Origin of the sequence: Shewanella aquimarina (assembly GCF_023349185.1) — a bacterium.
Lineage (GTDB): Bacteria > Pseudomonadota > Gammaproteobacteria > Enterobacterales > Shewanellaceae > Shewanella > Shewanella aquimarina.
Genome location: NZ_JAKIKY010000013.1, coordinates 1 through 21,597 on the forward strand (window position 1 = coordinate 1; position 21,597 = coordinate 21,597).

At 55.0% G+C, this 21,597-nt stretch carries 19 protein-coding genes; 2 read left to right on the plus strand and 17 right to left on the minus strand.

Going from position 1 to position 21,597, the window contains the following annotated elements; all coding sequences use genetic code 11:
* Nucleotides 1-304 (plus strand): hypothetical protein (locus L2731_RS15410; protein ID WP_249254156.1); only part of this gene is annotated, 304 nt, incomplete at its 5' end.
* A 25-nt stretch (nt 305-329) separates the two neighbouring features.
* Here L2731_RS15410 and secA read toward each other — a convergent pair.
* Together secA and L2731_RS15420 are read right to left on the minus strand one after the other, a co-directional pair.
* Complete coding sequence (gene secA / locus L2731_RS15415) at nt 330-3,053, minus strand: preprotein translocase subunit SecA (RefSeq protein WP_249254166.1); 2,724 nt, start codon at nt 3,051-3,053, stop codon at nt 330-332.
* 58 nt (nt 3,054-3,111) lie between these two features.
* The gene (locus L2731_RS15420; protein ID WP_041509014.1) at nt 3,112-4,011 is read right to left on the minus strand and encodes a M23 family metallopeptidase; all 900 of its coding nucleotides are present in this window, start codon (nt 4,009-4,011) and stop codon (nt 3,112-3,114) included.
* Between the two features lie 27 nt (nt 4,012-4,038).
* Between L2731_RS15420 and L2731_RS15425 the strand changes: the two genes are divergently transcribed.
* Nucleotides 4,039-4,494, plus strand: coding sequence for a DUF721 domain-containing protein (locus L2731_RS15425; protein ID WP_041509013.1), 456 nt, complete (start codon nt 4,039-4,041; stop codon nt 4,492-4,494).
* A gap of 3 nt (nt 4,495-4,497) precedes the next feature.
* Here the strand turns inward: L2731_RS15425 and lpxC are convergent, their stop codons facing one another.
* The 15 genes from lpxC to mraZ all read right to left on the minus strand — a co-directional run bounded on the left by lpxC (nt 4,498) and on the right by mraZ (nt 21,476).
* Complete coding sequence (gene lpxC / locus L2731_RS15430) at nt 4,498-5,418, minus strand: UDP-3-O-acyl-N-acetylglucosamine deacetylase (RefSeq protein ID WP_041509012.1); 921 nt, start codon at nt 5,416-5,418, stop codon at nt 4,498-4,500.
* 180 nt (nt 5,419-5,598) lie between these two features.
* On the minus strand, nt 5,599-6,774 hold the full coding sequence (gene ftsZ / locus L2731_RS15435; RefSeq protein WP_041509011.1) for a cell division protein FtsZ: 1,176 nt from the start codon (nt 6,772-6,774) through the stop codon (nt 5,599-5,601).
* 34 nt (nt 6,775-6,808) lie between these two features.
* Entirely contained in the window at nt 6,809-8,044 is a 1,236-nt protein-coding gene (gene ftsA / locus L2731_RS15440; protein WP_011867246.1) for a cell division protein FtsA, read from the minus strand.
* Between the two features lie 3 nt (nt 8,045-8,047).
* On the minus strand, nt 8,048-8,812 hold the full coding sequence (locus L2731_RS15445) for a cell division protein FtsQ/DivIB (protein WP_249254186.1): 765 nt from the start codon (nt 8,810-8,812) through the stop codon (nt 8,048-8,050).
* Between the two features lie 143 nt (nt 8,813-8,955).
* A complete protein-coding gene (murC, locus tag L2731_RS15450; RefSeq protein WP_249254194.1) occupies nt 8,956-10,410 on the minus strand; it encodes a UDP-N-acetylmuramate--L-alanine ligase in 1,455 nt (484 codons plus the stop codon).
* Nucleotides 10,403-11,497 (minus strand): undecaprenyldiphospho-muramoylpentapeptide beta-N-acetylglucosaminyltransferase, encoded by a 1,095-nt coding sequence (gene murG / locus L2731_RS15455; RefSeq protein ID WP_249254205.1) that lies wholly within the window; start codon nt 11,495-11,497, stop codon nt 10,403-10,405. The genes murC and murG overlap by 8 nt, the downstream gene beginning before the upstream one ends.
* Nucleotides 11,498-12,712: a cell division protein FtsW gene (ftsW, locus tag L2731_RS15460; protein ID WP_041509007.1), complete on the minus strand. Its 1,215-nt coding sequence runs from the start codon at nt 12,710-12,712 to the stop codon at nt 11,498-11,500. It abuts the gene before it with no gap.
* Nucleotides 12,705-14,036: a UDP-N-acetylmuramoyl-L-alanine--D-glutamate ligase gene (murD, locus tag L2731_RS15465; protein WP_249254216.1), complete on the minus strand. Its 1,332-nt coding sequence runs from the start codon at nt 14,034-14,036 to the stop codon at nt 12,705-12,707. The genes ftsW and murD overlap by 8 nt, the downstream gene beginning before the upstream one ends.
* 6 nt (nt 14,037-14,042) lie before the next feature.
* Nucleotides 14,043-15,125, minus strand: a complete 1,083-nt coding sequence (gene mraY, locus L2731_RS15470) for a phospho-N-acetylmuramoyl-pentapeptide-transferase (protein ID WP_239853282.1) — start codon at nt 15,123-15,125, stop codon at nt 14,043-14,045.
* Nucleotides 15,125-16,495: a UDP-N-acetylmuramoyl-tripeptide--D-alanyl-D-alanine ligase gene (locus L2731_RS15475; RefSeq protein WP_249254226.1), complete on the minus strand. Its 1,371-nt coding sequence runs from the start codon at nt 16,493-16,495 to the stop codon at nt 15,125-15,127. Before L2731_RS15475 ends, mraY begins: the two co-directional genes overlap by 1 nt.
* Nucleotides 16,492-17,961, minus strand: a complete 1,470-nt coding sequence (gene murE, locus L2731_RS15480) for a UDP-N-acetylmuramoyl-L-alanyl-D-glutamate--2,6-diaminopimelate ligase (RefSeq protein WP_249254498.1) — start codon at nt 17,959-17,961, stop codon at nt 16,492-16,494. Before murE ends, L2731_RS15475 begins: the two co-directional genes overlap by 4 nt.
* Complete coding sequence (locus L2731_RS15485) at nt 17,958-19,694, minus strand: peptidoglycan D,D-transpeptidase FtsI family protein (protein WP_041509002.1); 1,737 nt, start codon at nt 19,692-19,694, stop codon at nt 17,958-17,960. Before L2731_RS15485 ends, murE begins: the two co-directional genes overlap by 4 nt.
* A complete protein-coding gene (gene ftsL / locus L2731_RS15490; protein WP_041509001.1) occupies nt 19,691-20,005 on the minus strand; it encodes a cell division protein FtsL in 315 nt (104 codons plus the stop codon). Before ftsL ends, L2731_RS15485 begins: the two co-directional genes overlap by 4 nt.
* 37 nt (nt 20,006-20,042) lie before the next feature.
* Nucleotides 20,043-20,984, minus strand: coding sequence for a 16S rRNA (cytosine(1402)-N(4))-methyltransferase RsmH (rsmH, locus tag L2731_RS15495; protein WP_249254235.1), 942 nt, complete (start codon nt 20,982-20,984; stop codon nt 20,043-20,045).
* 33 nt (nt 20,985-21,017) lie between these two features.
* The gene (gene mraZ / locus L2731_RS15500) at nt 21,018-21,476 is read right to left on the minus strand and encodes a division/cell wall cluster transcriptional repressor MraZ (RefSeq protein ID WP_033539377.1); all 459 of its coding nucleotides are present in this window, start codon (nt 21,474-21,476) and stop codon (nt 21,018-21,020) included.
* Between the last annotated feature and the right edge of the window lie 121 nt (nt 21,477-21,597).

Below are 21,597 nucleotides of genomic sequence, written 5' to 3' on the forward strand. Positions count from 1 at the left end.
GAGGCTTCACTTTTCAGTGACTGACCACCCTATCGCCTTAGCTACCAAGTGTTTCGACGCCGCGTTATCTGCTTTGCCGTGTCAGTGGATGCGCATTATAGGCAGTTCTGATTTGGGCGCAAGTGGTTTTTTAAGAAAAATCAGACTTTTTTCGATCTTTTTAGATAGTCACATCATACACACCATTTACCCCCAAAGTTATCCACAAATGTCGCTATTTAGGCGCCATCTTCACCTTAAAGGCAACGGATTTAGGGGATCAAAAAAGCCATCCTTAGGATGGCTTTTTAATATGCATGGCTAAGTTCAGCTAACCACTTACTATACTATTAGCTTAACTTGCCGTGGCACTGCTTATACTTGCGACCCGAACCACAAGGACAAGGATCGTTACGGCCAACCTTCTCACCTTCACGTACTACAGGCTGAGTCGCGGCCAAGGCTTGTGCCTCTTCTGCACCGACGAGGGCTTCCGCTTCTGCGTGCTGATAGTCGCGACGCATCTTAGCTTCTTCCTGGCGACGACGCTCTTCCATCTCTTCGACATCAGACTGAGCCTGAACCTGTACCTTAGAGAGAATGCTGATCACATCATGCTTCAAAGATTCCAACATCTGCTGGAATAGCTCGAACGACTCACGCTTATATTCCTGCTTAGGATTCTTCTGCGCATAGCCACGCAGGTGGATGCCCTGACGCAGATGATCCATTGCCGCCAGATGCTCTTTCCAGAGACCATCTAACGTTTGCAGCATGACGGCTTTCTCGAACTGACGTAGCACCTGAGCGCCAACCATCTCTTCTTTTGCCTTATATGCCTTCACCCACATCTCGACGATACGCTCACGTAGCGTCTCTTCGTGTAGATCGTCTTCCTTATCCAACCACTCCTGGACAGGCATTCTTAGGGCGTACTCTTGCTCGAGACGCGTCTCGAGGCCGGCAACATCCCATAGCTCTTCGACAGACTGTGGTGGAATGTACTGATCAATGAGACCGTTAACCACATCAGCCTGGATATTAACGATAGTGTCTTGAATACTCTCGGCATCCATCAACTCGTTACGCTGGGCATAGACTACCTGACGCTGATCGTTTGCCACGTCATCGAATTCAAGCAGCTGCTTACGAATATCGAAGTTACGTGCCTCAACCTTACGCTGGGCATTCTCGATAGCACGTGATACCCAAGGGTGCTCGATAGCCTCGCCTTTCTCCATACCAAGCTTCTTCATCATAGATGAAACACGCTCAGAGGCGAAAATACGCATCAGGCTGTCTTCCATCGACAGATAGAAGCGTGATGAACCGGCATCACCCTGACGACCTGAACGGCCACGAAGCTGGTTATCGATACGACGCGACTCATGACGCTCGGTACCTAGGATATGCAGACCGCCTGCGGCAACCACTTCGTCGTGTCGCACTTGCCAATCGGCCTTAATCTTAGCCTTATGTTCGGCGGTTGGATTGTCGAGCGCGTCGATCTCCATGTTCCAGTTACCACCTAACACGATATCGGTACCACGACCGGCCATGTTAGTTGCGATGGTTACTGCACCACTGCGGCCCGCCTGAGCAACGATCTCCGCTTCGCGCTCGTGGAACTTAGCATTAAGTACCTCGTGAGGGATCTTAGCCTTCTTCAGCAGGCTATGAAGCAGTTCAGACTGTTCGATAGATACAGTACCTACCAATACTGGTTGGCCACGATCACGACAATCTATGATGTCTTTAATGATGGCATCGTATTTCTCTTCCGCCGTCAGATAGACAAGATCCGCGTGATCTTTACGCACCATAGGACGGTTAGTCGGGATCACCACGGTATCCAGACCATAGATGTGTTGGAATTCGAACGCTTCGGTATCGGCGGTACCCGTCATACCGGCCAGCTTTTCATACTGACGGAAGAAGTTCTGGAAGGTGATAGACGCCAGCGTCTGGTTTTCATTTTGAATATGAACCCCTTCTTTGGCTTCTACCGCCTGGTGCAGACCTTCTGACCAACGACGACCCGGCATAGTACGACCCGTATGTTCATCGACGATGATCACTTCGTTGTCTTGAACTATGTAGTCAACATCTTTTTCAAATAGGGTATGAGCACGTAGCGCCGCGTTAACATGGTGCAGCAACGAGATGTTAGTTGCCGAATAGAGTGAGTCACCCTCGGCCAGCATACCGCGCTCGGTCAGCAGAACTTCAACTTTCTCCTGACCACGCTCTGTCATGTGGACCTGCTTGGCCTTCTCATCGATAGAGTAATCGCCATCGCCGATCTCTTCCTCGGTATCTTCCTTCTCCTGACGGATAAGGTGAGGGATAAGAGTGTTGATCTTGATATACAGCTCAGAGCTGTCTTCGGCGGCGCCCGAGATGATCAGTGGCGTACGCGCCTCATCGATCAGAATCGAGTCGACCTCATCGATCAGTGCATAATGCAGTGGACGTTGCACGCGCTCGTTTGGCGAGAACGCCATGTTGTCACGCAGGTAATCGAAGCCAAACTCGTTGTTAGTACCATAGGTAATATCTGACGCGTAGGCCATCTTCTTCTCGGCCTGACCCATACCGGCGATATTCACGCCGACAGTCATGCCCAGAAACTCAAATAGGGGACGGTTGTTTTCCGCATCGCGACGGGCAAGGTAGTCGTTCACAGTGATCACGTGAACCCCTTTGCCGGTCAAGGCGTTCAAATAGGCGGGGAGTGTTGCGGTCAGCGTCTTACCTTCACCGGTACGCATCTCGGCGATGCGGTTACTGTCGAGCACCATACCACCAAGCAGCTGCACGTCGAAGTGGCGCATCTCAAACACACGCTTAGAGGCTTCGCGTACCACGGCAAAGGCTTCTGGCATGACATCGTCCAGCGTCTGGCCCGATTCCAATCGCTCCTTAAACTCGGCCGTCTTGGCCTTGAGTTCCTCGTCGGATAACTTCTCAAAATCCGCTTCGAGGGCATTAATCTTTGTGACAATCTTACCGAGAGTTTTTAGGGTGCGATCGTTACGACTACCAAATATTTTTGTCAGTAATTTACCAAACATCTGAACCACTTTTATGTTGTTGGCTAAGTCCCTGTCGAGTCTAAAAGCCTATTTTAGTTTAACCTGCCTTGCGGTAGACATACTTCTTAGGATCTATCTGCTGTCCACCACGCAACACTTCATAATGCACATGGGGACCGGTCGAACGACCCGTACTCCCCATTTTGGCAATACTTTCGCCTTTTGCGACCACATCACCTACAGCTACTGACAAAGACTTATTGTGTCCATAGCGAGTTCGCAGACCATTACCATGATCTATCTCGACCAACTCACCATAACCAAACATATTGCCTGCCCATGTTACGACGCCGCCCGCGGTGGCGACAACATCGGCTCCCTCTTTGCCGGCAAAGTCTATGCCTTTGTGCATGGTTCTGCGGCCGTTAAAGGGATCATTGCGTAAACCGTAGGGCGAAGATAACCAACCTTTCTGGATGGGACGCCCCGAGATATAACGTTCTTCATCTATATGGAGATTAGATGTCACCGTTTCAAGTAGTGATAATTGAACATTATTGTTATCTATTCGTGACACTAGCCTATCCATGTCCTGGATAAGCTGATCGAGTTCGATGTTACTGCCCAGTTCGCTCAGGCCGCCAACACCGACTTCAGAAGAGAAATCGAATTGATCTTCGAGTTTGTAATCTTTTGCAACTTGCTGACCCAAGGCCTCGAGACGAGCCACCTTAGCCTGCATCTTTGCCACATGGGTAACCAAGATCGCCAGTTGCGATTCGGTCGCGCCTTTGAGTTCGATAAGCTCGTTCTTCTGCTCTTCACGAGCGACACGTTCGTTATCGACGCTGGCCTGCTGTTGCTGAATTTGTTTGGCGTTATGCTGATATAAGCCAGTGCCTGCGGCGATAAGCAAAACCGGTAATAATAGCCAACGCTTACCCGGCTGCCAGCGCGTCGCACCATTCCGACCTTGAATAAAAACTGTTACACTCATAGCCTCATTAAGCCATTTTATTATGTTATGAAAAAGCCCCCGCAGGACCTCAGTCAATTACTGCTTCAGCAGGGTCAATTGCCCTCTATCGCCGAAAAAGCAGAACTACTGCTTCATCTGGATCATCATGTAAAACAGGTGATCACAGGTCCTGTCACGGAACAACTAAAAGTCGCCAACTTCCGTCAAGGTGTGCTCGTTATCGAAACCAGTACCGCCGCATGGGCTGCGAGAATAAACTTTCAAAAACCCAAGCTTTTGCAACAGTTACAAGCCGAAACGCTCCCCATGCTGTCCGCTATCGAGGTTAAAGTCAACCCAAGCCTGAAAATGTATGAGACAAAATCAAAGCAGGCTCACAACCAGATAAGCGAAACCGCTGCGGCGCATATCGACGCCTTGGCCGAGCATATAGAAGGTTCCCTAGGCCAAAAACTAAAACGGCTGGCTGCTTTAGCCAGCCGTTCAAGGCAATCCAAATAGGCGTTACGCCATTACCGCACCGGCTGGTACGGCGAAACTGACTGGTACCTCTTCTTCTTTCTCGAAGCTTACCAATTCCCAAGCATCTTGCTCGGCTAACAGGGCACGAACCAGCTGATTGTTCAGCGCATGCCCTGTCTTAAACGCACGGAATTCACCGACGATAGCATGACCGGCGACATAGAGATCACCGAACGCATCGAGAATTTTGTGCTTAACAAACTCGTCCTCATAACGCAGACCATCGGGGTTGAGAACGCGATATTCATCAAGCACAACGGCGTTTTCCATGCTGCCACCTAACGCCAGGTTGTTGGCGCGCAGATATTCGATGTCGCGCATAAACCCGAAGGTTCTGGCACGGCTGATATCACGCACGAAGGCAGAAGAGGAAAAATCCATCACCATGTGCTGCTGACTTCTGGCGATCTCAGGGTGGTTAAAATCGATCGCAAAATCGACTCTAAAGCCCTTAAATGGACGCAGTTCGGCCCACTTATCACCGTCTTCAACACGCACGGGGCGCTTGATTCTTAGATATTTCTTTGCTGCGGTTTGCTCCTGAATGCCGACAGATTGCAGCAGGAAAACCCAAGGGCTGGCGCTGCCATCCATAATAGGGATCTCAGGGGCATCGACTTCGATTGTCGCGTTGTCTATGCCTAAACCTGCCAGTGCGGCAAACAGATGCTCAATGGTCGAGATACGAACACCTTCGTCATTCACAAGCGCCGTACACATGGTCGTCTCACGCACTTGATCCGCCTTGGCGGCAATGGCCACGCTTGGCGTCAAGTCGGTACGTACCAACACGATCCCTGTATTAACTGGCGCGGGTTTGATCGTCAAAGTCACCTTGTTACCGGAATGCAATCCGACACCGGTGGTCTTAACCATTTCTTTAACAGTTCTTTGAAAAATCATTTAGTTACCCGTTATATCACAACAAAAAAGCGTTTATTTCTGCACAGCAAAGCGGCGCACAAGGGCGCAGCAGGTCGGACATGCTAGCATATCTTTGCCAATTCACCAAAATTTTACCGACGAAATTCGTCGTACCACATCCTGGTATATGGCGCCGACTAGCACGCTCCTACCCGAAGACTAGTCAGCTTGCTTACGCAAAAATGCCGGTATATCTAAGTAATCAAGGTCACTCTTAGGCGCGGCAGCCGCAGCAGGTTGTGCCACCTGCACAACATTGCCCGCTCCCATTGCCTGTGGGACAGCTTCTTCCACTGGAAGTTCAATCTTGACCTCAGGTGCTGGCGCAGGCTCAGGGCGTGGCGCAGGCTTAGAAACCAATTGAATATCAGGCTTCTTCTCGGCGCCGATACCGGTTGCCACAACCGTTACACGCAGCTCATCGCTCATCTCTGGGTCGATAACCGCACCCACAACCACAGTCGCATTGTCTGATGCATAAGCCTTAACATGGTTACCCACTGTCTCGAACTCTTCGATGCTCATGTCCATACCGGCTGTGATGTTCACCAATACGCCACGGGCACCAGCCAAGTCGATATCTTCCAGCAGCGGGCTGGCCACGGCAGCTTCGGCGGCTTCTTCGGCGCGATCTTCACCGCTCGCCACACCTGTACCCATCATGGCATTGCCCATCTCAGACATCACAGTCTTAACGTCGGCAAAGTCGACGTTAATCAGACCCGGACGGGTGATCAGCTCGGCGATACCTTGTACCGCACCAAGCAACACGTTGTTCGCCGCTGCGAAGGCGTCGAGCAATGAGGTGCCACGGCCCAGGACCTTGAGCAGCTTCTCGTTTGGAATGGTGATCAGCGAGTCCACATGCTTGGCCAGCATCTCGATGCCTTGGTCGGCATAGGACATACGCTTCTTGCCTTCGAATGGGAAAGGCTTGGTCACCACGGCAACGGTGAGGATCCCCTCTTCGCGAGCGATCTCGGCCACGACAGGTGCGGCACCTGTACCCGTACCACCACCCATACCGGCGGCGATAAAGATCATGTCCGAGCCCTTAATCGCGCTGCGGATGTTCTCTCTGTCTTCTTCGGCCGCCAGACGACCGATTTCTGGGTTGGCGCCTGCGCCAAGGCCCTTGGTGACATCACGACCCAACTGAATGGTGGTGCCCGCCGCCGATTTGCGTAGCGCCTGGGCATCGGTATTGGTTGCAACGAACTCAACACCCTCGATATTGTGTTTCACCATATGCTCGACGGCGTTACCACCACCGCCACCGACGCCGATGACCTTGATCACCGCCTCATCGGAATGACTATCCATGATCTCAAACATGGTATTTTCTCCGTTTTAGTCTGCGTTATTAACCTTAAAACTCACCCTTAAACCAGCTCTGGACCCGATTCCAAAGACTGGTCACCCCTTGGCGCTCTGGGCGCTCGAACTGTCGCTCGAGCACTCGTCTTGCACCATAATGTAACAACCCAACACCCGTGGAGTAGATGGGCTGGTTCACATATTCAAATAATCCTTTCACCGGCAACGGCTCGGCCACCCTAACCGGCATGCCGAAGGTCGCCTCGGCGACATCTACCGCCCCTTCAATCGATGCGGTACCGCCCGTGAGTACGATACCGGCGGCAACCTGATCTTCCAGGCCGCAGTCGCGTAACTCTTTACGCACCAGCTCGAACAGCTCCTGATACCTTGGCTCGACTACCTCGGCCAGGGTATGGCGCGACATGGTACGCGACGGACGTCCACCCACAGATGGCACCTCTATGCTGTCTTCGCGGCTCACCATGGCGCTTCTGGCGCTGGCGTACTGCACCTTAATCTGCTCGGCGTGTGACAACGGCGTGCGGAAGATCTTGGCGATATCGCTGGTTACCTGATTACCCGCCACAGGCACCACGGCACAGTGACGCAGGGCGCCATTGGTGTAGATAGTGATATCTGTGGTGCCACCACCCATATCTACCAGACAGACACCCAGATCTTTCTCATCATCGGTGAGCACGGCATCTGCCGAGGCGATCGCCGAGAACACCAGGTCATCTACCTTCAGGCCGCAACGCTCGACGCTCTTGGTAATGTTCTTGGCCATATCATTGGCGCAGGTAACGATATGCACCTTGGCTTCCATACGCATCCCCGACATACCTATAGGGCTGCGGATTCCGTCCTGAACATCGATGGCGTACTCTTGTGGCAAGACGTGCAGAATACGACGCTCCGTCGGGATCTTCACCGAGCGGGCGGTATGGATGACGTTGTCCACGTCTTCCTGAGTTACCTCTTCGTCGTTAATCGACACCATGCCGTTTTCGTTCTGACACTGGATATGCTTGCCCGAGATCCCCAGGTAGACCGAGGCTACCTGGCAGTCGGCCATCAACTCGGCCTGATCCAGTGCACGCTGCACACTACGCACGATAGAGTCGAGATCGTTCACCCCGCCCTTATCCATACCACGGGAGGGGTGACTGCCGAGGCCGACCACACTGATCTCGCCATCGGGTAATACCTCACCGATGATCACAGCAACTTTGGACGTTCCTATGTCTAATCCAACGATCAGATTTCTATCTTGATTCTTGGTCATTAATTAACGGCTCTCATCTTGTGCTTCATCCCAACCTACGGCCAATCCGGTATCGTAGCGCAAATCGACTCGGGCAACGGGCTTATCCTGTTTCGCCAATGTGGGATACACATGGATAAAGCGCTGCACCCTTGCCATCTTATCTTCCCTTCCCAGCTTCAACTCTATGCCGTTGGCCAGCACGGCTAGCCAGGCATGTCTGGGGCTTAACTCTAAACGGGCCAAATCGAACCCGTTGATCTTCAATAATTCACTTACCTGGCGATAGTTAGTCAACACTGACTTCGCCTGGTCTTCCGGGCCGACCAGTTTGGGTAACTGGCCTATGCCCTCACGCAGCGGCGCCTTAAACACCTGCCCCTGCTCATTGAGCCAATCTGTCTCGTTCCAGTGGGCAACCGGCGTCTGCTCCACCAGATACACCTTTAACTTGGCAGGCCACTCGCGCCGTACCGAGGCGTGGTAGACCCAGGGCAGATTCTCCAGCGCCTGCTGCACCTGGTTCACATCCGCCGAGAAGAAGCTTCTCTGCATCAGATCCTGCAGCGCACTGCGTATCTCGGCATCGCTGGTAAACTGCCTGTCACCCTTTATCGCCACCGCCTCGATAGGCAGGGCATCGGCATCGTTCAACACCAGGTGTAGCTTCCAGCCTCCCATCGACAAGCCACACAGCACCAGGAAAAGAAAAATCAAGCCGAAACACAGGTACCAATCGACCTGTCCCAACCTACTTTTCCAACGGCTACCTAGCTCTCTTAAGGACACTGCTTATCGCCCTAACGCATCATTTAATGTATAAAAATCAATCAACTTACTACCAGAGGGCAGTCGTAAGGAACCGGCCATTATAACTACCTCACCTCTAGCGTCAAAAGCTTCATCGAGGCCAGGGCAAGATGCCCTCAACCTCATTGGTTTTCCGACTCAAACTGCAACCCGGCATCGGCCAGTTGACGACTCACCGCGCCGATATTGCCGGCCCCTTGGGTCAGCAGCAGATCGCCCTCTTGCAACACACCAGGCAGAATGGTCTGCAGCTGCTCAGGTTCGGCCACGAAGATAGGATCTATCTGGCCACGCTGACGAATCGAGCGGCACAGGGCACGACTATCCGCCCCCGGCACAGGCGCCTCTCCGGCACTATAGACATCGAGTAACAGCAGGCAATCTACCTGGGCCAACACCTCGACAAAATCATCATAGAGATCTCGGGTGCGGCTATATCTGTGGGGCTGATAGATCATCACTAGACGTTTGTCTGGCCAGCCGGAACGTGCCGCCTTAATGGTTGCCGCCACCTCGCTAGGGTGATGACCATAGTCATCGACCAGCATCACCTCGCCCGCGGCCGTGGTAAATTCACCCAGCTGCTGGAAACGACGACCTATGCCCTGAAACTCATCCAGGGCACGGATGATCGCCTCATCTTCAATCTCATCTTCTGTCGCCACGGCAATCGCGGCCAGGGCGTTCAGCACATTGTGACGACCCGGCAGGTTAACCCGCAGCTCCAGATCCGTCATGCCTTCACGGCGCACCGTAAAGCGTGAACTGTAGCCCTGCTGCTCGAAGTTAAGCGCCTGCACATCGGCATCATCGCTGAAACCATAGGTCACGACCTTACGACCGATGCGTGGCAGTATCTCTCTCACCACAGGATCATCGATACAGGCCACGGCCACACCGTAAAACGGCAGGTTATGCAGAAAATCGACAAAGGTGGATTTCAGCTTCTCGAAATCCCCCCCATAGGTATCCATGTGGTCGGCTTCTATGTTGGTCACCACACTCACCATGGGCTGCAGATGCAGGAAGCTGGCATCGCTCTCGTCCGCCTCGGCGATTAGGTAGCGGCTCTTACCCAGGCGGGCATTGGTACCGGCACTGTTAAGCAGGCCGCCGATCACGAAGGTAGGATCCCGCTCGGCCTGACCATAGACGCTGGCGATAAGGCTGGTCGTGGTCGTCTTGCCGTGAGTACCGGCCACCGCCACACCGTGACGATAACGCATCAGCTCGGCCAACATCTCTGCCCGGCGAACTATGGGGATGCGTCGCTCCTGGGCCGCTAAAATTTCTGGGTTACTGGCATCGATAGCCGTGGAAACCACCACCACATCGGCACCTTCCACCTGATCGGCATGGTGACCGATGAAGATCGCCGCGCCGAGTCGTTTAAGACGCGCCGTCACGGCGTTCTCGGCGATGTCGGAACCACTAAGACGATAACCTTCGTTTACCAATACCTCGGCAATACCGCCCATACCCGCGCCGCCGATCCCCACAAAGTGAATCCGCTTGACGCGACGCATCTCTGGAATGATGGTTCTTAATTGGGCGTACTTCTCTTCGGTTCTAATCATCTTTTTCCTTACTTGCCAGCGCGATACACACATCGGCGACCCGCTCTGTGGCATCTAACACAGCAACACTCTTGGCCAGCTGCCCCATCTCGATGAGGGCCTTACGGTCTGATGCCAAGATCTGCAACTTGCTGATCAATTTTTCACTATCTAATACTGTCTGTGGCAGCAAAAATGCGCCGCCCGCTTCTACCAAGACCTGGGCATTCTTGGTCTGGTGATCGTCTACCGCATGGGGATAAGGCACCAGAAGACTCGGTAAACCTACCGCCGCCACCTCTGACACAGTCAGGGCGCCAGCCCGGCACAGAATCACGTCGGCCCAACGATAGGCCGCTTCCATATCATCGATAAACTCGGCCACCTTGACGCTGCCGGATTGCCCCAGTTGCAGGTATTCCGCCTCCACCTGCGCCTGATTGCCCTTGCCCACCTGATGCCATACCGTCATCGAATGGTGCTGCGCCACCGCAGCCGTCACGCTTGGCATCAGGTCATTAAATACCTTGGCCCCCAAACTACCGCCGACCACCAAGACCCGCAGCGCATCGTCTTGAACACTTGTCTGCTCGCTACGTCCCAGAGCTATCAGCTCGCTGCGGATCGGGTTGCCCACCACCTCGGCACTGCTCTCGAAGGTGTTTTCAAAGGCGCACAGCACACGGGTAGCGATGCGCGACAACAACTTGTTGGTCATGCCTGGGATGGCGTTTTGCTCATGTAGCACCAGAGGGATGCCGCTCAGCTTGGCGGCAACCCCACCCGGGCCGCTGGCAAAACCGCCCATGCCGAGCACCACATCGGGTTTAAACTCTTTTATCACCTCACGCGCCTGCATGATGGAACGCAAGATCTTAAAGGGCGCCGCGAGCTTACGGATAAGGCCGTTGCCACGCACCCCCTTGATATCGATGAAATCGATATCGAAACCATGTTGAGGCACCAGCCACGCCTCCATACGATCGGCGGTGCCCAGCCAGCGTACCTGCCAGCCCTGTTTGGCTAACGCTTTGGCCACGGCTAGCGCCGGGAACACGTGTCCACCCGTGCCGCCTGCCATGATCAAAATACGTTTCTCTAGCGCCATCTACTTCACCTTGCCTTGTACCGCCTGAATCAGGCTTAATCTTCTCTCATGATCGATACGGATCAATATCATTGCCGCCGCCGTCATCACCCACAGGCTACTACCACCGTAGCTGATAAAGGGCAGGGTCAAACCTTTAGTCGGCAACATGCCTATGCTGGCGCCTACGTTGACCACGGTCTGGAAACAGATCCAGATGCCGATGGCATAGGCCAGATAGCCCTCGAATGCCCTGTCACCGAGCAGACACAAGTTGCCCAGCTTAATCGCCCTCAGGGCGACAAACAGCAAAACCGACAACACGGCAATAATGCCGAGAAAGCCAAGCTCTTCACCGATCACGGCGAAGATAAAATCTGTGTGGGCCTCGGGCAGGTATTCCAGTTTCTGAATACTGTTACCCAAGCCCTGCCCTAACCAGTCGCCGCGGCCATAGGCCATCAGCGATTGGGTAAGCTGATAACCGCTACCGAAGGGATCCTGCCAGGGATCCAGAAACGAGGTCACCCGTCGCATACGGTAAGGCTCCAGCAATACCAGGCCGACGAAGGCCATGGCCCCGGTCAAGATCAGCGCAAAGAAGTCGAGCAATCTTGCACCGGCTAAAAACAACAGGCCCACAGTGCCGACAAACAGCACCACCACAGTGCCGAGATCCGGCTGCAGCAGGATCAGGAAGGCATACACGGCAAACACGGCAATCGGCTTATAGAAACCCTTGGCGTTTTCCCGTACCTCCTGATGACGACGCACCAGATAGCCAGCCATATACACGGCAAAGACAAATTTGGCCAACTCGGCGACCTGAATACGAATAGGGCCAACCGACAACCAGCGGGTCGCGCCGTTTACCGTGGTCCCGACGATCGGCACTGCCACCAACATGATGCCCACGACCAGCAGCATGATCGGGCTCAGCTGCTGCCAGCTATGCATCTCTATCTGCAACACCACGGCGGCAATCAGGGCGCAGCCCACCAGGTAGGCCACATGGCGCCACACGAAGTGGTAAGGATTCCCCGTCAGACTCGTGGCCTCAGGCATAGAGGCCGACATCACCATGATGAAGCCGAAACTTATCAGAGAGATGACCGCAAACAGCAGGGCTCTATCATAGAGCTGCATGCCCGGCGCCTCGCGTTGACTAAACAGGTTCGGCAGCGACCAGCTAAGGGAGCTACCAAACAGGCTTAGTTGACGCTCGTCGCTACGCATGCATCACCTCTTGGGCCAACGCGGCCACCTGGGCGCGAAAATCATCGCCCCTGGCCATGAAGTTGGCGTACATATCCAAACTGGCGCAGGCCGGTGACAGCAACACGAGGTCGCCAGGCTTGGCCAAGCTGGCCGCCTGAGTCACCGCCTCTTGCATCGACTCCACGCGAATGGCGCCATCAAACTGCTCGGCGATCCTGTCGCCATCCTTGCCCAGGGTGATCACCTGAGCCACATCCAGCAGCACACTGCGCAGCGCCGAGAAGTCGGCGCCCTTACCGTCACCGCCGGCGATTAAAATAATCTGCCCCTGATGCTCACTCAGCCCCTGCAGGGCCGCTATGGTCGCGCCCACATTGGTCGCCTTGGAGTCGTTCACATAACTCACGCCCAGGTGTTTGCCCACCAGTTCGCAGCGATGTGCCAGCCCCTTAAACTGTTTTGCCACCTCGACCATGGCCGCCTTCTCCACACCGGCGCTATCGGCCAACGCCATGGCAACCAGCAAGTTGGCCTGATTGTGACTACCTACCAGCACGACCTGATCGGCGGCGACATATTCGGTGGAGCCATGCACTAAGATGCCATGGTTAACACCCCACTCGTCGCCCTCGGGAAGAGAGAGGCCGAAACTGTTCTGGTTCATCGGCTCGTTGGGGCGGGTCAGCAGATCGTCACGATTGAAGATAGCCAGCTTGGTCTGGTCATACAGACGCAGCTTGGCCTGACGATAGCTCTCGAGATCCGAATACCTGTCCATATGATCTTCGCTGATGTTCAGACAGGTGGCACTGATGCAGTTGAGGCTAGCCGTGGTCTCAAGCTGAAAACTCGACAGCTCAAGCACGAACAGCTCATTATCACCCTCGAGCAGATCCAGCACAGGCACACCGATATTGCCGCCCACGGCCACCTTGATGCCCGCCTTAGCCGCCATCTCACCCACGAGCGTGGTCACGGTCGACTTGCCGTTAGAGCCGGTAATGCCTATGACGCAGGGCTCACGGCCCTGCAAGGCTCTGGCAAATAGCTCGACATCGCCGACGATATCTATCCCCATGTCCACTGCCGCGCGCACCTCGGCGGTATCCAGCGGGATGCCTGGGCTAACGACTATCTGACTGGCCTGCACCAGGTAGCGACAATCGAAACCGCCGGTGAGCAGTAGCACCTCGGGAAACTCCTGACTCAGGGTCTCGCGACCCGGCGGATTCTCGCGGCTGTCCATCACCAGTGGCGTGATCCCCTGCTTAATGAGATAACGCACCACCGAGAGCCCTGTGGCCCCCAATCCTAATACTATGTGCGTGTACTGACTCGCCATGGCGTATTACCTTAACTTTAAGGTTGCTAGGCCTAGCAACACCAGGAAGAGGGAGATGATCCAGAAACGCACGATCACTCTAGGCTCAGGCCAACCTTTCAGCTCGTAGTGGTGATGAATAGGCGCCATCCTGAAGATACGTTGACCGCGCAGCTTATATGAGCCGACCTGCAGGATCACAGAAACTGTCTCCATCACAAATACGCCGCCCATGATCACCAGTAAGATCTCCTGACGCACTAACACGGCGATGGTGCCCAGCGCCGCGCCCAGAGACAGCGACCCCACGTCGCCCATGAAGACCTGAGCCGGATAGGTGTTGAACCACAAGAAACCTAAGCCTGCGCCGACGATGGCGGTGCAGACGATCACCAGCTCACCCGAGCCTGGCAGATAAGGAATATGCAGATAGTTAGCAAACTGCACATGGCCCGACAGATAGGCAATCAGCGCAAAGGCCGCCGCAACCATCACGGTAGGCATAATAGCCAGACCATCCAGACCGTCGGTCAGGTTCACCGCGTTGCTCGAGCCGACAATGGTGAAGTAGGCCAGCAGAATGAAGAAGGCACCCAGCTGCGGCATCACATCTTTGAAGAAGGGCAGCACCAGTTGGGTCTCACCTTCACTGCCCGCCGAGGCATACAGATAGAAGGCGATCGCCAGAGCCGCCAGGGACTGCAAGATATACTTCCAGCGCGCAATAAGCCCCTTGGTGTCCTTGCGCACCACCTTGCGGTAATCGTCGATAAAGCCGATCAGGCCAAAGGCGCCCAGCACGAAGAGCATGACCCACACATAGCGGCTACCCAAGTCGCCCCACAGCAACACGCTGATGAAGACGCCAGCCAAGATCAACAGGCCGCCCATGGTTGGCGTGCCGCGCTTGGCAAAATGCGACTCGGGCCCTTCGTTGCGGACCACCTGACCTATCTGCAGCAGTTGCAGACGCTCGATCATCTTAGGCCCCCACCACAGGCTAAACACCATGGCGGTCAACAGCCCCAGGATAGCCCTGAAGGTCACATAAGAGAAAACGTTAAACCCAGAATAAAACTGGGTTAGATAATCAGCCAGATAAACCAGCATTAAAACAACTCCTTGCGCTCAAAGGCGGCAATGAGGGCCTCGACAACCCGCTCCATCTTGGCGCTTCGAGACCCCTTAACTAACACAGTCACCTTGCCGGTTAACTGGTTAAAATAACTAACTAAATCAACAACCAATGCATCTAAGTCGGTGAAGTGCTTGCCGGCGAAAGCCTCGCTACTCGCCCGACTCAACTCTCCCAGTGAATACAAGGCATCGATCCCCTGCTGCTTGGCCTTCTCGCCCAGCTGCCGATGTAAAAGGGACGCATTGTCACCTAATTCGCCTAAATCGCCCAGCACTAAACAGCGATTTCCTTCAATTTCTTGAAGCCAGTCGATTGCCGCCCCCACAGAGGCCGGATTGGCGTTATAGGTATCGTCAATCAGCAAGAAGCGTCCCAGACGGGTCGGCTGCATACGGCCCTTCACGGGTTGCAGCTGCATCAGTCCTTGAACTATCTCATCCAGTGACAATCCCAGCGCCAGACAGATGCTGGTTGCCGCCAGGGCATTGCTCACCTGATGACGACCAGACAGCGGCAGGCTGACCTGACGCCGCTCGCCTCGGTAACTGAGCCAAAAGCGATAACAGCCCAAGGCATCAGCTCTGAGCTCGTCGGCGCTGACATCTGCTGGATTCCCTTGGGAAGAAAAACTCAACTGGGTATGGCTAGCGGCCGCGCGGCGCATCACATCGGCAAATGCGTCGTCGGCATTGATCACGGCGACACCATCCTTAGCCAGGTGGAGGAAGATCTCCGACTTGGCCTTAGCCACGCCTTCCAGCGAGCCAAATCCCTCGAGATGCGCCGAGGCGACATTATTAACCATCGCCACATCGGGTTGCACTAAAGATGAAGTGTAATTAATCTCACCGAGATGATTGGCGCCTAATTCGAACACCCCGTATTCGTGTTGCGGCTCGAGACGCAGCAGGGTTAAAGGCACGCCCACTTCGTTGTTGAAGTTGCCTGCGGTATAAAGCACCTGATGCTGGGTCGACAATATGGTCGCCACCATCTCCTTCACGCTGGTCTTGCCATTGGAGCCGGTGAGGGCCACGCTCTTAGGCGCGACACACTGCTTCACATAGGCACCTATCTGGCCCATGGCCTTCTGGCTGTTGGTGACAACAAGCTGAGGCGCCGCGATCGGCAGCTCACGCTCGACCAGTAGGGCGCTGGCGCCATCAGCCACCGCCTTGCTGGCAAAATCATGGGCATCGAAACGCTCACCCTTGAGGGCGACGAACAGGGTTTGAGAGTCCACCACACGGCTATCGCTAGAGACCTTGCTGACGCTAAGATCGTCGCCAACATGTCGGGCACCGAGCACCTTGGCTAATTCTGACAGTCGCAGTGGAATCATTTGCCGCCCCTCGCAATGGCTGCCGCTAGGGCACGTTCATCATAATCCAGGCGTTTGCCGGCGATCTCCTGATAGGTCTCATGGCCCTTGCCGGCCAGCAAAATTAGATCGCCGCTGGATGCCAGGGTCACCACCTCGCGGATCGCCTTTTGTCTATCGACTTGAGTCAAGGCTACCTGCGGCTTGTTTAGACCGGCCAGCACATCATTGATGATCACCATGGGATCTTCGCTACGTGCATTATCGCTGGTGACCATGACGCAATCGGCGTTGTCTTCGGCGGCGCGGGCCATCAGGGGACGCTTGCCCTTATCACGGTCGCCACCACAGCCAAAGACGCACCACAGCTTGCCGCGGCAGTGGCCACGCAGCGCTCGCAGCGCCTGCTCTATGGCGTCCGGCGTGTGGGCGTAATCCACCACCAGGGTGACGCCTTCTGGCGTGGTAAAACGCTCCATGCGTCCCGCCACAGGTTTGAGGCTGGACACCTGAGTCAACAGCTGCGCCATGGCGTAGCCGCTCAGGTAAAGAGCCCCCAAGGCCGCGACTAAGTTAGACAGGTTGAAGATACCCAGCAGAGGCGAGTCGATCTTCGCCTCGCCCTCGGGCCAGACTAGGGTCGCGCTGACGCCCTGGCTATGCTGCTTCACCGCTTTGGTATAGATAGAGGCGTCTTCCTGGCCCTGAATGCTAAAGCCCACCAAGCCCTTGCAGCGTTTATCCTGTATCCACTGACGCCCCACGGGATCATCTAGGTTTATCAAACCATGGCTTAGGGAGCTGAATCTAAACAGGCGCTGCTTGGCTGCGCCATAGGCATCCATAGAGCCATGATAATCCAGGTGATCCCGGCTTAGGTTAGTAAACACGGCCACGTCAAAGGGCACGGCATCGACGCGTCCCTGCACCAGGCCATGACTGGAGACCTCCATGGCACAGACAGCCGCGCCCTGTTGGTCAAATTCGTTGAGCTGACGCATCACAGTGATCGGGTCGGCCGTGGTGTTGCCGCTATCGACCAGCTGACCCCACATGCCGTTGCCCAGGGTGCCCATGACGGCGCTCGGCTGGCTCAAACCTTGGCTCAGCTGAGCGATCAGTTGGGTCACCGATGTCTTACCATTGGTGCCCGTCACGCCGATCAGCTTGATTCTGTCCCGCCCCAGCACATAGAGTTGGGAGGCGAGTGCCGACAGCTGCCGTTGCAGCTGAAAAAAGTAGATCCTTAGGCCGTTTTCTTGACTCACCTTGCCATGCAGCGCCGGATCGTCGGTATGAATCAGCGCCGCCACGGCTCCCTGTGAAAGGGCGGCATCGACAAAGTCCCGTCCATCGACGCTGTGGCCCGGCACGGCAACAAACACGCTGCCTTGGCCTATCTCTCGACTATCCAGCGTCAGATGACTGAGTGAATCACCGCCGGCGTAGTGAAACCAGGGGGCAAGGAGATCGCACAGCTGCATTATTCGCCCCTCCTGACATTACCGGCCAATTGAACTTTTTCTCGAGCACTGATCGGCTCAACATTTAACATCTGTAGTGCCCCTGACATCACTTTGGCAAACACGGGAGCGGCCACATCGCCGCCATAATAACGATCGCCCTTAGGCTCATTGACCACCACAACCATGGCGAGTCTTGGATTGTGCACAGGCGCGACCCCAGCAAACAGGGCGACATAATCTTCGCCATAGCCACCGGCCACGGCCTTACGGGCGGTACCCGTCTTCCCCGCAACCGGATAGCCGTCGATATGGGCCTTCTTGGCGGTACCGCCAGGCTCGGTGACACCGATCAGCATCTGCATCACGCTGCGAGCCACCTCGGGCGAGATCACCTGATCCCCCTCGGGCGCCTTCTTAAGCTTGAGAATCGAAGAGGGATACAACACACCACCACTGCCCAGCATGGCGTACATGCGGGCGATCTGCAGCGGTGTCACCGTCAGGGCATAACCAAACGACAAAGTGGCCCGCTCGAAATCGGACCAACGACGACGATCATGGATGAGACCGGCACTCTCACCTGGCAGGTTGATGCCCGAATAGTTACCCAGTCCCATGGCCTGGTAGTAACCCAGCAGCTCCTGTACCGGCATCGACAGGGCGATCTGCGTCATCCCCACGTTACTGGAATGCACCAATACATCACCCAGGGACATATCGCCGTAGTTACGGCCGTCACGCACTATCTTGCCGCCGATACGCACGCGGCCCGGATGCGTCTTGAAGATCTGATCTTCCTTGATGGTACCCGCCTCGAGCGCCGCGGCAACCACAAAGGGCTTAATGGTGGATCCCGGCTCATAGGCGTCGGTCAGGGCACGGTTACGCATACGATAGCTTTGCAGGTTATCGCGGGAGTTGGGGTTATAGCTTGGGGTGTTTGCCATGGCCAACACCTCGCCCGTATGCACGTCCAGCACCACGATTGAGGCCGAGGTGGCCTGGTTGATCTCTGTGGCACGCTTAATCTCGCGATAGGCCAGCTGCTGGATACGCTGATCGATACTCAGCACCAGATCGTTAGAGCTTTCGCCGGTTTGCACCGTATCCAGGCGCTCGACGACATGGCCGTCACGGGATTTACGCACCTTGTGTTTGGTCGGCGTACCGGTGAGCCAGTCGTTATAGGTGTTCTCGATCCCCTCAATACCCACGTCGTCGATATTGGTCAGGCCCACCAACTGCGCGCTGATCTCACTAGTAGGATAGTAGCGACGTGACTCCGCCTTAAGATAGACGCCGGGCAGCTTAAGCTGCTTGATATACTCGGCCACCGCCGGGGTGACTTGACGCTTGAGGTAGGTAAAACGTTTCTTGGGGTTAGACTGCACCCGCGCCAGGATCTCCTCCTTGGGCTCGTGCAGCACATCGGCCAGCGCCTGCCAGCGACGCATATCGGCGAAACCGTTGCGATCATGCACCACCTTAGGATCGGCATACACTGCCTTGACCGGCACACTGACCGCCAGCATCTCACCGTTGCGATCGGTGATCATGCCGCGATGCACCTCGTTACTCGTGGTGCGCAGGGTGCGCATGTCACTCTCGTGACGCAGCTTTTCCGGCTCGATGATCTGAATATAGGCAGCGCGACCCACCAGGCTGGTAAACAGCAGACACACGAAACCGACCACGACGTAGAGACGCCAGTGGATCAGCTGTGGTTTCTGTTTACGTTTCGCCTGCTTGCTCATGGTACTCTCACCACCACTTCTTCATTGGGTAACGGCCGCTTCATGTCCAGCTCTTTCGTGGCAATCCGTGTCACCCGACTGTGTTCCGACTGCGACTGCTCTTCCAGCAACAGGTTGCGCCATTCGATATCCAAGCGGTCGCGCTCTTGCAGCAACTGATCCCACTGGCTGGTGTATTTGCGACTGGAATGGCTGGTGTAAACCACCAGAACGGCATTCGCGATCACAATAAAAGCCATCAAAAGCACCCACTTGTGATGCCAAAGATCGAGTAATACGATACGAGTCAGGTTAAGTTGTGACTTACTCACTAGCGTTCCCCTAGTCTCTCACGTCTGCTCGACGGGATTAGTACTCTAATCGCTCGGCAACCCGCAACACTGAGCTACGCGCCCTGGCATTACGGTCAATTTCTTCGGCCGATGGCTTAATCGCCTTACCCACGGCCTTGAGTAATCGTGTCTTATTTATTTCGGCCTCGGTCAGCGGTAACCCGTGGGGTACCGACTCACCTTGGCTATGGCGGCGAATGAAGCGCTTCACCATACGATCTTCCAGCGAATGAAAGCTGATCACCGACAGGCGTCCATGCGGAGCCAACACGGTCACCGCGCCTTCCAGCGCCTGATCGATCTGCTCCAGCTCGCTGTTGATATAGATACGGATCGCCTGAAATACGCGGGTGGCCGGATGCTTGTTGCGCTCCTTGCTCTTGCTCACACGGGCGATCAGATCCGCCAGCTCCTTGGTACGCAGGAAAGGCGTCTTGTCTCTGTCGGCGGCGATGCAGCGGGCAATATGGCGAGCGTTCTTCTCCTCGCCATAGGTCTTAAATACCCAGGCCATATCTTCTATCTCGGCGCGTGCCAGCCACTCGGCGGCTGTCTCCCCCTGGGAGTTATCCATGCGCATGTCCAGCGGACCGTCGCGCAGGAAGCTAAAGCCGCGCTCGGCATCGTCGAGTTGCGGCGAAGAGACACCGAAATCGAACAGTATGCCGTCGATCTTGCCTCTCAGGCCCAGATCGTCGACATATTGGGCCAACTGGCCAAATCCACCGTGAACGATAGAGAAACGCGCATCATCGGCAAATTGCTCTGCGGCAGCGATCGCCTGAGGATCGCGATCTATGGCAACCAGGCGGCCATTGGGGCCAAGTTGCTTGAGCACTTCGCGCGAGTGTCCGCCGCGGCCGAAGGTGCCATCGATATAGATGCCCTCTGGCTTGATGTTGAGTCCGGCTACCGTTTCCGTCAGCAGCACGGATAAATGCGCAAATTCTTGAGTCATCGCTCTCTTCTTTAACTTATGGTTATTCTCTTATCACAAAGAGAAGTCCGCCAAACGCTCGCTGTTGGCAAAGGCATCGCTTTGAATCGTTTCACGGCTAAGTTCAATCTGTTGCTGCCAGGCCGCCTCATCCCACAGCTCAAACTTGTTCAACTGGCCTACCAGCATCGCATGCTTTTCCAGGTTGGCGTATTGACGTAGCGGTGGGGGAAGTAAAATGCGACCATTGCTATCTAACTCGCACTCATGGGCATAACCGAGTAGCAAGCGCTTCATGGCGCGCTCGGGTCCCTGGGTATCTGACAGCAATAACAGCTTGGCTTCTATCTGTTTCCAAGCCTCGAGTGGATAGATGAGTAAACAGGCGGCATCGAAATCGACCGTGATCACCAGCTGGCTATTAAATTCGACGTGCAGGCTTTCGCGGTATCGCTTGGGGATCGCGATCCGGCCTTTGGCGTCAAGATTAATAGCACTCGCTCCACGAAACACGTTAGCTCGTCCTTGTTTTTTTGGTTAATAGATCCACAAATATCCACAATTTCCCACAAATGCTAAGTTTAGAGATAGTGTGCAAGCATTGTCAAGGGATGCAACCATTTATAAAGCCAGT

What these genes read in the sequence shown, in the direction of transcription:
- secA (WP_249254166.1), bottom strand. Translation starts at nt 3,053, where the DNA reads ATGTTTGGTAAATTACTGACAAAAATATTTGGTAGTCGTAACGATCGC.
- L2731_RS15420 (WP_041509014.1), bottom strand. Translation starts at nt 4,011, where the DNA reads ATGAGTGTAACAGTTTTTATTCAAGGTCGGAATGGTGCGACGCGCTGG.
- L2731_RS15425 (WP_041509013.1), top strand. Translation starts at nt 4,039, where the DNA reads ATGAAAAAGCCCCCGCAGGACCTCAGTCAATTACTGCTTCAGCAGGGT.
- lpxC (WP_041509012.1), bottom strand. Translation starts at nt 5,418, where the DNA reads ATGATTTTTCAAAGAACTGTTAAAGAAATGGTTAAGACCACCGGTGTC.
- ftsZ (WP_041509011.1), bottom strand. Translation starts at nt 6,774, where the DNA reads ATGTTTGAGATCATGGATAGTCATTCCGATGAGGCGGTGATCAAGGTC.
- ftsA (WP_011867246.1), bottom strand. Translation starts at nt 8,044, where the DNA reads ATGACCAAGAATCAAGATAGAAATCTGATCGTTGGATTAGACATAGGA.
- murC (WP_249254194.1), bottom strand. Translation starts at nt 10,410, where the DNA reads ATGATTAGAACCGAAGAGAAGTACGCCCAATTAAGAACCATCATTCCA.
- murG (WP_249254205.1), bottom strand. Translation starts at nt 11,497, where the DNA reads ATGGCGCTAGAGAAACGTATTTTGATCATGGCAGGCGGCACGGGTGGA.
- ftsW (WP_041509007.1), bottom strand. Translation starts at nt 12,712, where the DNA reads ATGCGTAGCGACGAGCGTCAACTAAGCCTGTTTGGTAGCTCCCTTAGC.
- murD (WP_249254216.1), bottom strand. Translation starts at nt 14,036, where the DNA reads ATGGCGAGTCAGTACACGCACATAGTATTAGGATTGGGGGCCACAGGG.
- mraY (WP_239853282.1), bottom strand. Translation starts at nt 15,125, where the DNA reads ATGCTGGTTTATCTGGCTGATTATCTAACCCAGTTTTATTCTGGGTTT.
- L2731_RS15475 (WP_249254226.1), bottom strand. Translation starts at nt 16,495, where the DNA reads ATGATTCCACTGCGACTGTCAGAATTAGCCAAGGTGCTCGGTGCCCGA.
- L2731_RS15485 (WP_041509002.1), bottom strand. Translation starts at nt 19,694, where the DNA reads ATGAGCAAGCAGGCGAAACGTAAACAGAAACCACAGCTGATCCACTGG.
- rsmH (WP_249254235.1), bottom strand. Translation starts at nt 20,984, where the DNA reads ATGACTCAAGAATTTGCGCATTTATCCGTGCTGCTGACGGAAACGGTA.